This is a genomic window from Shigella sp. SIG3 (assembly GCF_053555855.1).
Window position 1 is genome coordinate 1 of sequence record NZ_JBQZXE010000106.1, and the last position, 12,903, is coordinate 12,903.

The window sequence follows — 12,903 nt, forward strand, 5'->3', positions numbered from 1 at the left end:
GGATTTTCGCTTGATGTATCTGCATAACAAAAACAATATGCGCCATTTTTGCATTACTAATAAGAAAAAGCAAAAAACATCGATATTCATTTTTGGTCAATGGATTTTCTGGCCTATCGTTATTATTGTGCTACTGGTTATCATTTTCATCTTGCCAGGATCGCACGTAATCACGTTATTCGGGGACTTTATCTGCGGGATATTACCCTTCAGGTAAGTCCTTTTCTCGCCAGCATATTGGAGCGAGATCAATATTGATCAGCTGTGAAGAGGGCTGATGTGTAGTGGAACAAAAACTGACGTTATATCACTGCTAATGAGATATCAGTCATCTGAACACTTATGTCTTTAATTATTCTCGTGGTTCACTGTAGGCAATAAGCACAAAAGTGTAGGATGTTACAAGAATGATTAGGACTCGGTGAAATGAAAAATCCACGCAATTGCGTGGATTTTATATACTTTTGCGCTCTTCATGAGATTTAGCGAAACCTCATGAGACAATAAATTAATTAGACGTTGAAAAGGAAGTTCATCACATCGCCATCTTTCACGATGTAATCTTTACCTTCTGCACGCATTTTGCCTGCTTCTTTCGCGCCTTGTTCACCTTTGTAAGTGATGAAATCTTCAAACGAGATGGTTTGTGCACGGATAAAGCCTTTTTCAAAATCAGTATGGATTTTGCCCGCTGCCTGCGGCGCGGTTGCTCCAACCGGAATGGTCCATGCACGCACTTCTTTCACCCCAGCGGTGAAGTAAGTTTGCAGGTTCAGCAGCTTATAACCGGCACGGATCACACGGTTCAGGCCCGGTTCTTCCAGCCCAAGCTCCTGCATAAACTCGTCACGTTCTTCGTCGTCCAGTTCGGCAATGTCTGCTTCAACAGCAGCACAAACCGGAACCACAACAGAACCTTCTTTCGCCGCGATTTCACGCACCTGGTCAAGATATGGGTTGTTTTCAAAACCGTCTTCGTTGACGTTGGCTATGTACATTGTTGGTTTCAGCGTCAGGAAGCTCAGGTAACGAATAGCCGCTTTCTCTTCAGCGCTTAAATCCAGCGCGCGCAGCATACCTGCGTTTTCCAGCTGGGGCAGGCATTTTTCCAGGACCGCCAGCTCAGCTTTCGCGTCTTTATCGCCACCTTTGGCTTTCTTCTGTACGCGATGAATCGCACGTTCGCAGGTGTCGAGGTCTGCCAGCGCCAGTTCGGTGTTGATAACTTCAATATCGTCAGCCGGGTTAACTTTGCCGGAAACGTGAATGATGTTGTCATTTTCAAAGCAGCGAACAACGTGACCGATCGCTTCGGTTTCACGGATGTTGGTCAGGAACTGGTTACCCAGACCTTCGCCTTTCGATGCGCCTTTTACCAGACCGGCGATATCGACAAATTCCATGGTCGTGGGAAGCGTACGTTGCGGTTTTACGATTTCAGCCAGTTGATCCAGGCGAGGGTCAGGCATTGGTACGACGCCTGTGTTCGGCTCAATGGTGCAGAATGGAAAGTTGGCCGCTTCAATACCGGCTTTGGTCAGCGCGTTGAACAGGGTAGATTTCCCGACGTTGGGCAAACCGACGATACCGCATTTGAATCCCATGATTTAAATCACCTTAATATCTTAATAATCAACCTGTTATTGCTAACAGATTGCAGAAATGGAAATAACTTTGCCTATTATACACGGCACTCGGCAAAAATGCCGCAGACAACGACTTATTGCGCTTTAAAGGCGTGCAATCGGTTCGTTGCTTTGGTCAAGCCATCTGTAAACCACATTTCAGTACAACGCGCCGCTTCGTCGATGGCTTCATCAATTAACTTCTGTTCACTAACAGGCGGTTTGCCTAACACAAAACCGACAACTTTATTTTTATCGCCCGGATGACCGATTCCGATGCGTAAACGGTGAAAGTTAGGGTTATTACCCAATTTACTGATGATGTCTTTCAGTCCATTGTGACCACCATGGCCACCGCCCAACTTAAATTTGGCGACGCCAGGAGGCAGATCCAGTTCGTCGTGGGCCACCAGAATTTCGTCCGGATTAATGCGGAAAAAACTGGCCATCGCCGCAACGGCTTTGCCGCTGAGATTCATAAATGTAGTCGGGACTAACAGGCGGACATCTTCGCCTCCAAGGGTGACTCGCGAAGTATAACCAAAGAATTTAGCCTCTTCGCGCAGCGGAGCGCGCAAACGCTCTGCCAGTAAGTCAACGAACCAGGCACCAGCATTATGTCGCGTTGCGGCGTATTCAGCACCGGGGTTCGCCAGGCCGACAATCAATTTAATCGTCACGTTTTTTTGTCCTGAGTGTGTACATAACTGGCGCGTAGTTTACTGGTTGCGGCCCCGCTTGACAAAAAACTGCGTATCAAATGCAGATAACGTAATAATTGCCTGAGTGGACTATTAGAAAGTCAAGGTGTTCAGGCGTTTATTTGTAAAGTTTTGTTGAAATAAGGGTTGTAATTGTGATTACGCCCGCACATAACCCACAGGGTGTTGTCTATACTTTACACATAAGGAAGAGGGGTATTCCCTGTTACAACCCAGAAAGTTCCGGAGGTGACATATGAAACGCAAAAACGCTTCGATACTCGGTAACGTGCTCATGGGGTTGGGTCTGGTGGTAATGGTGGTCGGCGTGGGGTATTCAATCCTCAACCAGTTACCACAGTTTAATATGCCCCAGTATTTCGCACATGGTGCAGTGCTAAGTATTTTCGTCGGTGCCATTCTCTGGCTGGCGGGTGCCCGTGTTGGCGGGCATGAACAGGTGTGCGACCGTTACTGGTGGGTTCGTCACTATGACAAACGTTGCCGCCGTAGCGATAATCGCCGTCATAGCTAACAAATAATGCAGTTTGCTGACCAGTCAGTTTGCGCTGACTGGTCAATCTCGTACTTATAAATCCGCCATCGCCGCGCGACGATTCGGGAAGAACGCGAGGCGTCCCGGGATCGGTTGAATGCCTGCGCGAGCCATAGTTCGCAGTGGCTGGAATTCCACGTTGCACACGCGCAGTTCACATCCTTCGGGCAGACGCTTCACAAAACGCTGGAACGCATCAAGACCACCAGCATCAAGTACCGGAACGGCATCCCACTTCAGAATCACAATCCGTTTGCCTTCAAGACGTGACTCCAGGTCCGTGAATAAGCCTTCAGCAGCAGCAAAAAACAGCGGGCCAATAACGCGCAGAACCAGGACATCGTCTGGAACATCTACGACTACCGGTGCCAGGCGAGTCATACGTGCGATACGACGCATAAACAGCAGCGATGCCAGCACGATCCCCACGCTGATGGCAATAACCATATCAAACAGCACGGTCAGTGACATACACAGCAGCATGACGATGATGTCATCTTTCGGCGCATGACGCAGCAAGTCGACCACTTTGTGCGCTTCACTCATGTTCCACGCCACCATCAACAGCAGGGCTGCCATGGCGGAAAGCGGCAGCCAGGAGAGCAGTGGTGCCAGTACCAGCAGGGCGAGAATAACCAGAATAGAGTGGATCACCGCCGAGATAGGGGAAGTTGCCCCGGCACGGACGTTAGCGGCAGAACGCGCGATGGCAGCAGTAGCGGTAATACCACCAAAGAATGGAGCGATGATATTCCCCAGCCCCTGACCGACCAGTTCACTATTCGCCTTGTGCTTAGTCCCGGTCATACCATCCAGTACCACAGCGCAGAGCAGAGATTCGATCGCCCCGAGCATTGCCATTGAGAATGCCGCAGGCAGCAGGGTGCGAATAGAATCCCAGGTTAGCGTGAATTCTGAATTAGGCAGATCCCACGGCAGCACCAGTTGCGGCAGCAGTTGCGGAATACCGTTACCCTGAGAACCATCGGCCAGGACGTAGTGGAATTGCGAACCGATGGTAGCAACATGTCCGCCGAGCAGGTTAACAATCCCCATCACCGCGCAACCAGCCAGCAAGGCCGGAAGGTGACCGGGTAAACGAATGCCCAGACGCGGCCAGAAAACCAGAATGCCAAGCGTCACAATGCCAATGGCAGCATCACCCACATTAATGGTCGGCAGCGCCATAAATAATGCGCCGACTTTTTGTAGATAATGTTCCGGGACATGGGCCATTTGCAGACCGAGAAAATCTTTAATCTGCATGGTACCGATGGTGATCCCGATACCCGAGGTGAAACCTAAGGTGACGGAAACCGGAATATACTCAATCAGACGACCAAAGCGTGCCAGCCCCATCAGAATCAAAAAGATTCCCGACAACAAGGTCGCAACCAGCAGTCCTGCCAGTCCAAACTGTTGCGAAACGGGATAGAGAATTACCACAAATGCCGCAGTCGGACCGGAAACGCTAAAGCGTGACCCACCCGTTAGAGCAATGACAATCCCCGCAACAGCTGCGGTATATAAACCGTACTGGGGTGCCACACCACTACCAATAGCCAACGCCATCGCCAGCGGGATAGCAATAATCCCGACGGTTATCCCGGCAATCAGGTCACGGGTAAACCGTGCGGCAGTATATTTTTCTTTCCAGCAAGCGTCGATCAGAGCGCGGAAAGGCATCACATGTGAGGAAAATATTTTGTTCACAATAATGTTTCATCCGTGAGCGCATCATCTGTCAACTAAATGGCAGGTGAAGGAGGCATAGGTCATACAAATGGATATTACAGACAAAAAAACCCGCCGCAGCGGGTCTTTGAGCCGGGTTCGATTAGTGTTCGAACATGGCAGAGATCGATTCTTCGTTGCTGATACGACGAATCGCTTCGGCCAGCATACCTGACAGGGTCAGAGTACGCACGTTCGGCAGTGATTTGATTTCATCGCTCAGCGGAATGGTATCGCAGACAACGACTTCATCAATTACAGAGTTACGCAGGTTGTTCGCCGCGTTGCCAGAGAAGATCGGGTGAGTCGCGTACGCAAATACACGTTTAGCACCACGTTCTTTCAGCGCTTCAGCAGCTTTACACAGCGTACCGCCAGTGTCGATCATATCATCGACCAGTACGCAGTCACGACCTGCAACGTCACCGATGATATGCATCACCTGGGAAACGTTCGCACGCGGACGACGTTTGTCGATGATTGCCATATCGGTATCGTTCAGCAGCTTAGCGATAGCGCGGGCACGCACAACGCCGCCGATGTCCGGAGAAACCACAATTGGGTTATCCAGATTCAGCTGCAGCATGTCTTCCAGCAGGATCGGGCTACCAAATACGTTATCAACCGGAACGTCGAAGAAACCCTGAATCTGTTCAGCGTGCAGATCCACTGTCAGCACACGGTCAACACCGACGCTGGAGAGGAAGTCTGCAACCACTTTCGCAGTGATTGGTACACGAGCGGAACGGACGCGACGGTCCTGGCGCGCATAGCCAAAGTAGGGGATAACAGCGGTGATACGACCTGCGGAAGCACGACGCAGGGCATCAACCATAACGACTAATTCCATCAGGTTGTCGTTAGTAGGGGCACAAGTGGACTGGATGATGAAAATATCACCACCGCGTACATTTTCGTTAATTTGTACGCTGACTTCGCCGTCGCTAAAGCGACCTACAGCGGCGTCGCCGAGTGAAGTGTACAGGCGGTTGGCAATACGTTGTGCTAGTACCGGGGTGGCGTTACCAGCAAAAAGCTTCATATCAGGCACGAGAAGAACCTCAGGCATGCGTCCATTGGTGGAAAGAATCTGCCGAAAACTGTGCGGGCCAGGCATGATCCTTTCCAGGCGGTGTATTAAAGAGCGCGATGCAACGTCTGGAACAAGGTGACGTTGTCACCGAAACTCAGCTTGCCCGGCTTAAAGCATGGCTCTGTGCAATGGGGAAAGATTAACGCCTTTCGCCACAAAGCCATTGAGCCATTCCGGGGCTTGCTCTAGCACCTGGCGGGCTTCAGACTCTGTATCAAATTCAGCAAAGACACAGGCCCCTGTCCCAGTCAGGCGCGACGGGGCGTATTTTAACAGCCAGGAAAGCACCGCATCAACCTCGCGAAAACGTTTTCTTGCGATAACCTCGCAATCATTGCTGAATTCACATTTTAGCAACGTTTCTATTGACCTTTTTGGCGTATTGCGCGGGAGTTCAGGATCTTTAAAAATCACCGGAGTCGGAATACTTACACCAGGGTGCGCCACCAGATACCACTTCTCTGGCGGATCCACCGGCGTTAGTATTTCACCAACGCCTTCGGCAAACGCGGCATGCCCCCGAACAAAGACAGGAACATCTGCGCCCAGCGTCAGCCCCATTTCCGCCAGCTCATCCATGCTTAGCCCGCATTGCCAGAGATGATTTAATGCCACCAGGACCGTCGCGGCATTGGATGAACCACCGCCGAGACCGCCGCCCATCGGCAAACGCTTGTCAATGCTGATATTCGCACCGCTTCCCGTCGGAAGACGCCCGCTGTCTGCCGCAGTTTTCATCAACAACCGCGCTGCGCGAACGATCAGGTTATCTTCATGTTCCACGCCTTCAACGGGCGTTAACAGACGAATATCCCCATCGTCACGAAGCTCAATGCTGATGGTGTCGCCGTAATCAAGAAACTGAAACAGCGTTTGCAGCGTGTGGTAACCATCCGCACGCTGACCGGTAATGTATAAAAACAGATTAAGTTTTGCCGGAGAGGGCCACTGTGTCCGCATTATTTCACTATCCAGTTATCCATTTTTAACTTGATGCGTTGACCACCGTCGGTGAGTTCCATATTGGTTGGCATCGCAGGTTGCGTTTTGGTGTCATAACCACCATAAACAACCTTCCAGTTTTTGCCATTCTGGCTGTAGGTAATTTCGCTCAGGCGGTACTGGTCGTCCAGTTTGTAGTCGGTTGCATCACCCGGTAAACCTAAAATCCACTGGCGCAAGCTGTTGAGCGGAATTGGCATTCCGGTCAATTTGCCAATCATCTCTTCGGCGTCATCGGCGGTATAACGCTGACCTTTATTGTCGACTAACTGCACGTTACCCGGTTGAGCATTCAGCTCCAGTTCCGTGCTGCCCAATGGGTTAGTGAGCAGCAGACGGTAGCGATCCTGGCCGGTTTGCTGCCAGAAAAAGCGGGCGTACACTTTTTGTTGGTCAGAAATATAAGCGAACGCGCCGCGAGTCTGATACTGATTAAGATTGCGCACGTCTTGCTGATGCTGACGCCATTGTGGCGAATCCGGGCTTTTGCCAGGACCTTTGGGCGTGGTAACGGAACAGGCAGTGAGCACAAGAGCAGCCAGCGGTAGCAGGCGGATAAGACGAAAATCGGGCAGGGGCATAGTGATGACAAGTCCTTGAGATACGTTGCAGTTATAACCCTTAATGCTAGCGTTACCGTCCGCTATCGTCTATGTTCAAGTTGTCTTAATTGCCAGAATCTAACGGCTTTCGGCAATTACTCCAAAAGGGGGCGCTCTCTTTTATTGATCTTACGCATCCTGTATGATGCAAGCAGACTAACCCTATCAACGTTGGTATTATTTCCCGCAGACATGACCCTTTTAGCACTCGGTATCAACCATAAAACGGCACCTGTATCGCTGCGAGAACGTGTATCGTTTTCGCCGGATAAGCTCGATCAGGCGCTTGACAGCCTGCTTGCGCAGCCGATGGTGCAGGGCGGCGTGGTGCTGTCGACGTGCAACCGCACGGAACTTTATCTTAGCGTTGAAGAGCAGGATAACCTGCAAGAGGCGTTAATCCGCTGGCTTTGCGATTATCACAATCTTAATGAAGAAGATCTGCGTAAAAACCTCTACTGGCATCAGGATAACGACGCGGTTAGCCATTTAATGCGTGTTGCCAGCGGCCTGGATTCACTGGTTCTTGGGGAGCCGCAGATCCTCGGTCAGGTTAAAAAAGCGTTTGCCGATTCGCAAAAAGGTCATATGAAGGCCAGCGAACTGGAACGCATGTTCCAGAAATCTTTCTCTGTAGCGAAACGCGTTCGCACTGAAACAGATATCGGTGCCAGTGCTGTGTCTGTCGCTTTTGCGGCTTGTACGCTGGCGCGGCAGATCTTTGAATCGCTCTCTACGGTCACAGTGTTGCTGGTAGGCGCGGGCGAAACCATCGAGCTGGTAGCGCGTCATCTGCGCGAACATAAAGTACAGAAGATGATTATCGCCAACCGCACTCGCGAACGTGCCCAAATTCTGGCAGATGAAGTTGGCGCGGAAGTGATTGCCCTGAGTGAGATCGACGAACGTCTGCGCGAAGCCGATATCATCATCAGTTCCACCGCCAGCCCGTTACCGATTATCGGGAAAGGCATGGTGGAGCGCGCATTAAAAAGTCGTCGTAACCAACCAATGCTGTTGGTGGATATTGCCGTTCCGCGCGATGTTGAGCCGGAAGTTGGCAAACTGGCGAATGCTTATCTTTATAGTGTGGACGATCTGCAAAGCATCATTTCGCACAACCTGGCGCAGCGTAAAGCCGCAGCGGTTGAGGCGGAAACTATTGTCGCTCAGGAAACCAGCGAATTTATGGCGTGGCTGCGAGCACAAAGCGCCAGCGAAACCATTCGCGAGTATCGCAGCCAGGCAGAGCACGTTCGCGATGAGTTAACCGCCAAAGCGTTAGCGGCCCTTGAGCAGGGCGGCGACGCGCAAGCCATTATGCAGGATCTGGCATGGAAACTGACTAACCGCTTGATCCATGCGCCAACGAAATCACTTCAACAGGCCGCCCGTGACGGGGATAACGAACGCCTGAATATTCTGCGCGACAGCCTCGGGCTGGAGTAGCAGTACATCATTTTCTTTTTTTACAGGGTGCATTTACGCCTATGAAGCCTTCTATCGTTGCCAAACTGGAAGCCCTGCATGAACGCCATGAAGAAGTTCAGGCGTTGCTGGGTGACGCGCAAACTATCGCCGACCAGGAACGTTTTCGCGCATTATCACGCGAATATGCGCAGTTAAGTGATGTTTCGCGCTGTTTTACCGACTGGCAACAGGTTCAGGAAGATATCGAAACCGCACAGATGATGCTCGACGATCCTGAAATGCGTGAGATGGCGCAGGATGAACTGCGCGAAGCTAAAGAAAAAAGCGAGCAACTGGAACAGCAATTACAGGTTCTATTACTACCAAAAGATCCTGATGACGAACGTAACGCCTTCCTCGAAGTCCGTGCCGGAACCGGCGGCGACGAAGCAGCGCTGTTTGCAGGCGATCTGTTCCGTATGTACAGCCGTTACGCCGAAGCCCGCCGCTGGCGGGTAGAAATCATGAGCGCCAGCGAGGGTGAACATGGTGGTTATAAAGAGATCATCGCCAAAATTAGCGGTGATGGTGTGTATGGTCGTCTGAAATTTGAATCCGGCGGTCATCGCGTGCAACGTGTTCCTGCTACGGAATCGCAGGGTCGTATTCATACTTCTGCTTGTACCGTTGCGGTAATGCCAGAACTGCCTGACGCAGAACTGCCGGACATCAACCCAGCAGATTTACGCATTGATACTTTCCGCTCGTCAGGGGCGGGTGGTCAGCACGTTAACACCACCGATTCGGCAATTCGTATTACTCACTTGCCGACCGGGATTGTTGTTGAATGTCAGGACGAACGTTCACAACATAAAAACAAAGCGAAGGCGCTTTCAGTGCTCGGTGCTCGCATCCACGCTGCTGAAATGGCAAAACGCCAACAGGCCGAAGCGTCTACCCGTCGTAACCTGCTGGGGAGTGGCGATCGCAGCGACCGTAACCGTACTTACAATTTCCCGCAGGGGCGCGTTACCGATCACCGCATCAACCTGACGCTCTACCGCCTGGATGAAGTGATGGAAGGTAAGCTGGATATGCTGATTGAACCGATTATCCAGGAACATCAGGCCGACCAACTGGCGGCGTTGTCCGAGCAGGAATAATGGAATATCAACACTGGTTACGTGAAGCAATAAGCCAACTTCAGGCGAGCGAAAGCCCGCGGCGTGATGCTGAAATCCTGCTGGAGCATGTTACCGGCAGAGGGCGTACTTTTATTCTCGCCTTTGGTGAAACGCAGCTGACTGACGAACAATGTCAGCAACTTGATGCGCTACTGACACGTCGTCGCGATGGTGAACCCATTGCTCATTTAACCGGGGTGCGAGAATTCTGGTCGTTGCCGTTATTTGTTTCTCCAGCGACCTTAATTCCGCGCCCGGATACGGAGTGTCTGGTGGAGCAGGCACTGGCGCGGTTGCCTGAACAACCTTGCCGTATTCTCGATCTCGGGACGGGGACCGGGGCGATTGCGCTTGCGCTGGCTAGCGAGCGCCCGGACTGCGAAATTATCGCTGTAGATCGTATGCCTGATGCTGTCTCCCTGGCACAACGTAATGCCCAGCATCTGGCGATCAAAAATATCCACATTCTGCAAAGCGACTGGTTTAGCGCGCTAGCCGGGCAGCAGTTTGCGATGATTGTCAGCAATCCGCCGTATATTGACGAGCAGGACCCACATCTTCAACAAGGCGATGTCCGCTTTGAGCCGCTCACTGCGCTGGTTGCGGCAGACAGTGGAATGGCAGACATCGTGCATATCATCGAACAGTCGCGTAACGCGCTGGTATCCGGCGGCTTTCTGCTTCTGGAACATGGCTGGCAGCAGGGCGAAGCGGTGCGACAAGCATTTATCCTCGCGGGGTATCATGACGTCGAAACCTGCCGTGACTATGGTGATAACGAGCGCGTAACGCTCGGCCGCTATTATCAATGACAAGTTTTTCTACACTGCTTAGTGTTCATCTTATTAGTATCGCGCTTTCTGTTGGGCTATTAACCTTACGTTTCTGGCTACGTTATCAGAAGCATCCACAGGCATTTGCTCGCTGGACGCGCATTGTGCCGCCGGTTGTCGATACGGTGTTATTGTTAAGCGGCATTGCGTTGATGGCTAAAGCGCACATCCTGCCATTTTCCGGGCAGGCACAGTGGCTGACTGAAAAGCTGTTTGGAGTTATCATTTATATCGTTTTGGGTTTTATTGCACTCGATTATCGTCGTATGCACAGTCAGCAGGCGCGCATTATTGCCTTCCCGCTGGCGTTGGTGGTGCTGTACATCATCATTAAACTCGCCACCACAAAAGTACCGTTACTGGGGTAAGTTATGAGATCGTTAGCTGATTTCGAATTTAATAAAGCGCCATTGTGCGAAGGCATGATCCTGGCTTGCGAAGCAATCCGCCGCGATTTTCCCTCGCAAGATGTTTACGACGAACTGGAGCGTCTCGTTAGTCTGGCGAAGGAAGAAATCAGCCAGCTTCTGCCTTTAGAAGAGCAGCTGGAAAAACTGATCGCGCTGTTTTACGGCGACTGGGGATTTAAAGCCTCACGCGGCGTTTATCGTCTTTCCGATGCATTATGGCTGGACCAGGTGTTAAAGAATCGACAGGGCAGTGCGGTATCATTAGGTGCGGTTTTATTATGGGTCGCGAATCGTCTCGATTTGCCGCTGCTGCCGGTGATTTTCCCTACGCAGCTGATATTGCGCATTGAATGTCCGGATGGCGAAATTTGGCTGATTAATCCTTTTAACGGTGAATCGTTAAGCGAACATATGCTGGACGTATGGTTAAAGGGAAATATCAGCCCGTCGGCGGAACTGTTTTATGAAGACCTTGATGAAGCTGATAACATTGAGGTAATCCGCAAATTGCTGGATACACTCAAAGCCTCGTTGATGGAAGAAAATCAGATGGAGCTGGCGTTACGCACCAGCGAAGCTTTATTACAATTCAACCCTGAAGATCCCTATGAAATTCGCGATCGCGGGTTGATTTATGCGCAACTGGATTGCGAACACGTTGCGTTGAACGATTTAAGTTATTTCGTTGAACAGTGTCCGGAAGACCCGATCAGCGAAATGATCCGTGCGCAAATAAATAACATCGCGCATAAACATATTGTGCTGCATTAATTAATCGACATTTTACTCAAGATTAAGGCGATCCTATGAAACAAAAAGTGGTTAGCATTGGCGACATCAACGTAGCAAATGACCTGCCGTTCGTACTGTTTGGCGGTATGAACGTGCTGGAATCTCGCGATCTGGCGATGCGCATTTGCGAGCACTACGTAACTGTGACCCAGAAACTGGGTATCCCTTACGTGTTCAAAGCCTCTTTTGACAAAGCCAACCGCTCCTCCATCCACTCTTATCGTGGACCGGGCCTGGAAGAAGGGATGAAAATCTTCCAGGAGTTGAAGCAGACTTTTGGCGTGAAAATTATCACCGACGTTCACGAACCAAGTCAGGCACAGCCCGTTGCTGATGTCGTGGATGTGATTCAGTTGCCGGCGTTTCTTGCTCGCCAGACTGACCTGGTTGAAGCCATGGCGAAAACCGGTGCGGTAATTAACGTCAAGAAACCACAGTTTGTCAGCCCGGGGCAGATGGGTAATATCGTTGATAAATTCAAAGAAGGCGGCAACGAAAAAGTGATTCTTTGCGATCGTGGTGCTAACTTCGGCTATGACAACCTGGTTGTCGATATGCTGGGCTTCAGCATTATGAAGAAAGTGTCTGGTAACTCGCCGGTGATTTTCGACGTGACCCACGCACTGCAATGCCGCGATCCGTTTGGCGCAGCTTCCGGTGGTCGTCGTGCTCAGGTGGCTGAGCTGGCACGAGCCGGTATGGCGGTAGGTCTGGCGGGGCTGTTTATTGAAGCGCATCCGGATCCGGAACATGCGAAATGTGATGGTCCATCCGCGCTGCCGCTGGCTAAACTGGAACCGTTCCTCAAGCAGATGAAAGCGATTGATGATCTGGTGAAAGGTTTCGAAGAACTGGATACCAGCAAGTAATCTTTTTTGCTTGAAAAATAAAGTCTTAGCGTTCTGCGTTAAGACTTTTTTCATGGGTGCCAGATACAAAAAAGGCCGCAGGCTGTTACCCC

General features: G+C 51.0%; 13 protein-coding genes. 7 read left to right on the forward strand and 6 right to left on the reverse strand.

What is annotated here, in order from left to right; genetic code table 11:
- Positions 1-512: 512 nt before the first annotated feature.
- Both ychF and pth read right to left on the reverse strand, forming a co-directional pair.
- Positions 513-1,604, reverse strand: a complete 1,092-nt coding sequence (gene ychF, locus ACUU1I_RS16120; protein ID WP_000505866.1) for a redox-regulated ATPase YchF — start codon at positions 1,602-1,604, stop codon at positions 513-515.
- A 116-nt stretch (positions 1,605-1,720) separates the two neighbouring features.
- Positions 1,721-2,305 carry an aminoacyl-tRNA hydrolase gene (gene pth, locus ACUU1I_RS16125; RefSeq protein WP_000152933.1) on the reverse strand — a complete coding sequence of 195 codons (585 nt, stop codon included), beginning with the start codon at positions 2,303-2,305 and terminating at the stop codon, positions 1,721-1,723.
- A 277-nt stretch (positions 2,306-2,582) separates the two neighbouring features.
- On the opposite strand from pth, the gene ychH reads away from it, so the two are divergent.
- The gene (gene ychH / locus ACUU1I_RS16130; protein WP_000823874.1) at positions 2,583-2,861 is read left to right on the forward strand and encodes a stress-induced protein YchH; all 279 of its coding nucleotides are present in this window, start codon (positions 2,583-2,585) and stop codon (positions 2,859-2,861) included.
- 54 nt (positions 2,862-2,915) lie between these two features.
- On the opposite strand, the gene dauA is transcribed toward ychH, so the two are convergent.
- The 4 genes from dauA to lolB all read right to left on the reverse strand — a co-directional run bounded on the left by dauA (position 2,916) and on the right by lolB (position 7,292).
- Positions 2,916-4,595, reverse strand: a complete 1,680-nt coding sequence (gene dauA, locus ACUU1I_RS16135) for a C4-dicarboxylic acid transporter DauA (RefSeq protein ID WP_001033352.1) — start codon at positions 4,593-4,595, stop codon at positions 2,916-2,918.
- A gap of 124 nt (positions 4,596-4,719) precedes the next feature.
- Positions 4,720-5,667: a ribose-phosphate diphosphokinase gene (gene prs / locus ACUU1I_RS16140; RefSeq protein ID WP_005049665.1), complete on the reverse strand. Its 948-nt coding sequence runs from the start codon at positions 5,665-5,667 to the stop codon at positions 4,720-4,722.
- A gap of 150 nt (positions 5,668-5,817) precedes the next feature.
- Entirely contained in the window at positions 5,818-6,669 is an 852-nt protein-coding gene (gene ispE, locus ACUU1I_RS16145) for a 4-(cytidine 5'-diphospho)-2-C-methyl-D-erythritol kinase (protein ID WP_001260336.1), read from the reverse strand.
- Positions 6,669-7,292 (reverse strand): lipoprotein insertase outer membrane protein LolB, encoded by a 624-nt coding sequence (lolB, locus tag ACUU1I_RS16150; RefSeq protein WP_001130694.1) that lies wholly within the window; start codon positions 7,290-7,292, stop codon positions 6,669-6,671. Before lolB ends, ispE begins: the two co-directional genes overlap by 1 nt.
- Positions 7,293-7,505: 213 nt before the next feature.
- On the opposite strand from lolB, the gene hemA reads away from it, so the two are divergent.
- The 6 genes from hemA to kdsA are packed head-to-tail and all read left to right on the forward strand — an operon-like array spanning position 7,506 to position 12,811.
- A complete protein-coding gene (gene hemA, locus ACUU1I_RS16155) occupies positions 7,506-8,762 on the forward strand; it encodes a glutamyl-tRNA reductase (protein WP_005067942.1) in 1,257 nt (418 codons plus the stop codon).
- Between the two features lie 41 nt (positions 8,763-8,803).
- Positions 8,804-9,886 carry a peptide chain release factor 1 gene (gene prfA, locus ACUU1I_RS16160; protein ID WP_000804726.1) on the forward strand — a complete coding sequence of 361 codons (1,083 nt, stop codon included), beginning with the start codon at positions 8,804-8,806 and terminating at the stop codon, positions 9,884-9,886.
- The gene (gene prmC / locus ACUU1I_RS16165; protein ID WP_000456467.1) at positions 9,886-10,719 is read left to right on the forward strand and encodes a peptide chain release factor N(5)-glutamine methyltransferase; all 834 of its coding nucleotides are present in this window, start codon (positions 9,886-9,888) and stop codon (positions 10,717-10,719) included. The genes prfA and prmC overlap by 1 nt, the downstream gene beginning before the upstream one ends.
- Positions 10,716-11,108, forward strand: coding sequence for an invasion regulator SirB2 (gene sirB2, locus ACUU1I_RS16170; RefSeq protein WP_000200378.1), 393 nt, complete (start codon positions 10,716-10,718; stop codon positions 11,106-11,108). Before prmC ends, sirB2 begins: the two co-directional genes overlap by 4 nt.
- A 3-nt stretch (positions 11,109-11,111) precedes the next feature.
- On the forward strand, positions 11,112-11,921 hold the full coding sequence (gene sirB1 / locus ACUU1I_RS16175; protein WP_001257044.1) for an invasion regulator SirB1: 810 nt from the start codon (positions 11,112-11,114) through the stop codon (positions 11,919-11,921).
- 35 nt (positions 11,922-11,956) lie between these two features.
- On the forward strand, positions 11,957-12,811 hold the full coding sequence (kdsA, locus tag ACUU1I_RS16180) for a 3-deoxy-8-phosphooctulonate synthase (RefSeq protein ID WP_000811065.1): 855 nt from the start codon (positions 11,957-11,959) through the stop codon (positions 12,809-12,811).
- Positions 12,812-12,903 lie beyond the last annotated feature (92 nt).

Excerpts from the sequence above, each read along its gene's own strand:
- ychF (WP_000505866.1), bottom strand. The coding sequence starts at position 1,604 with ATGGGATTCAAATGCGGTATCGTCGGTTTGCCCAACGTCGGGAAATCT.
- ychH (WP_000823874.1), top strand. The coding sequence starts at position 2,583 with ATGAAACGCAAAAACGCTTCGATACTCGGTAACGTGCTCATGGGGTTG.
- ispE (WP_001260336.1), bottom strand. The coding sequence starts at position 6,669 with ATGCGGACACAGTGGCCCTCTCCGGCAAAACTTAATCTGTTTTTATAC.
- lolB (WP_001130694.1), bottom strand. The coding sequence starts at position 7,292 with ATGCCCCTGCCCGATTTTCGTCTTATCCGCCTGCTACCGCTGGCTGCT.
- hemA (WP_005067942.1), top strand. The coding sequence starts at position 7,506 with ATGACCCTTTTAGCACTCGGTATCAACCATAAAACGGCACCTGTATCG.
- prfA (WP_000804726.1), top strand. The coding sequence starts at position 8,804 with ATGAAGCCTTCTATCGTTGCCAAACTGGAAGCCCTGCATGAACGCCAT.
- prmC (WP_000456467.1), top strand. The coding sequence starts at position 9,886 with ATGGAATATCAACACTGGTTACGTGAAGCAATAAGCCAACTTCAGGCG.
- sirB2 (WP_000200378.1), top strand. The coding sequence starts at position 10,716 with ATGACAAGTTTTTCTACACTGCTTAGTGTTCATCTTATTAGTATCGCG.
- sirB1 (WP_001257044.1), top strand. The coding sequence starts at position 11,112 with ATGAGATCGTTAGCTGATTTCGAATTTAATAAAGCGCCATTGTGCGAA.
- kdsA (WP_000811065.1), top strand. The coding sequence starts at position 11,957 with ATGAAACAAAAAGTGGTTAGCATTGGCGACATCAACGTAGCAAATGAC.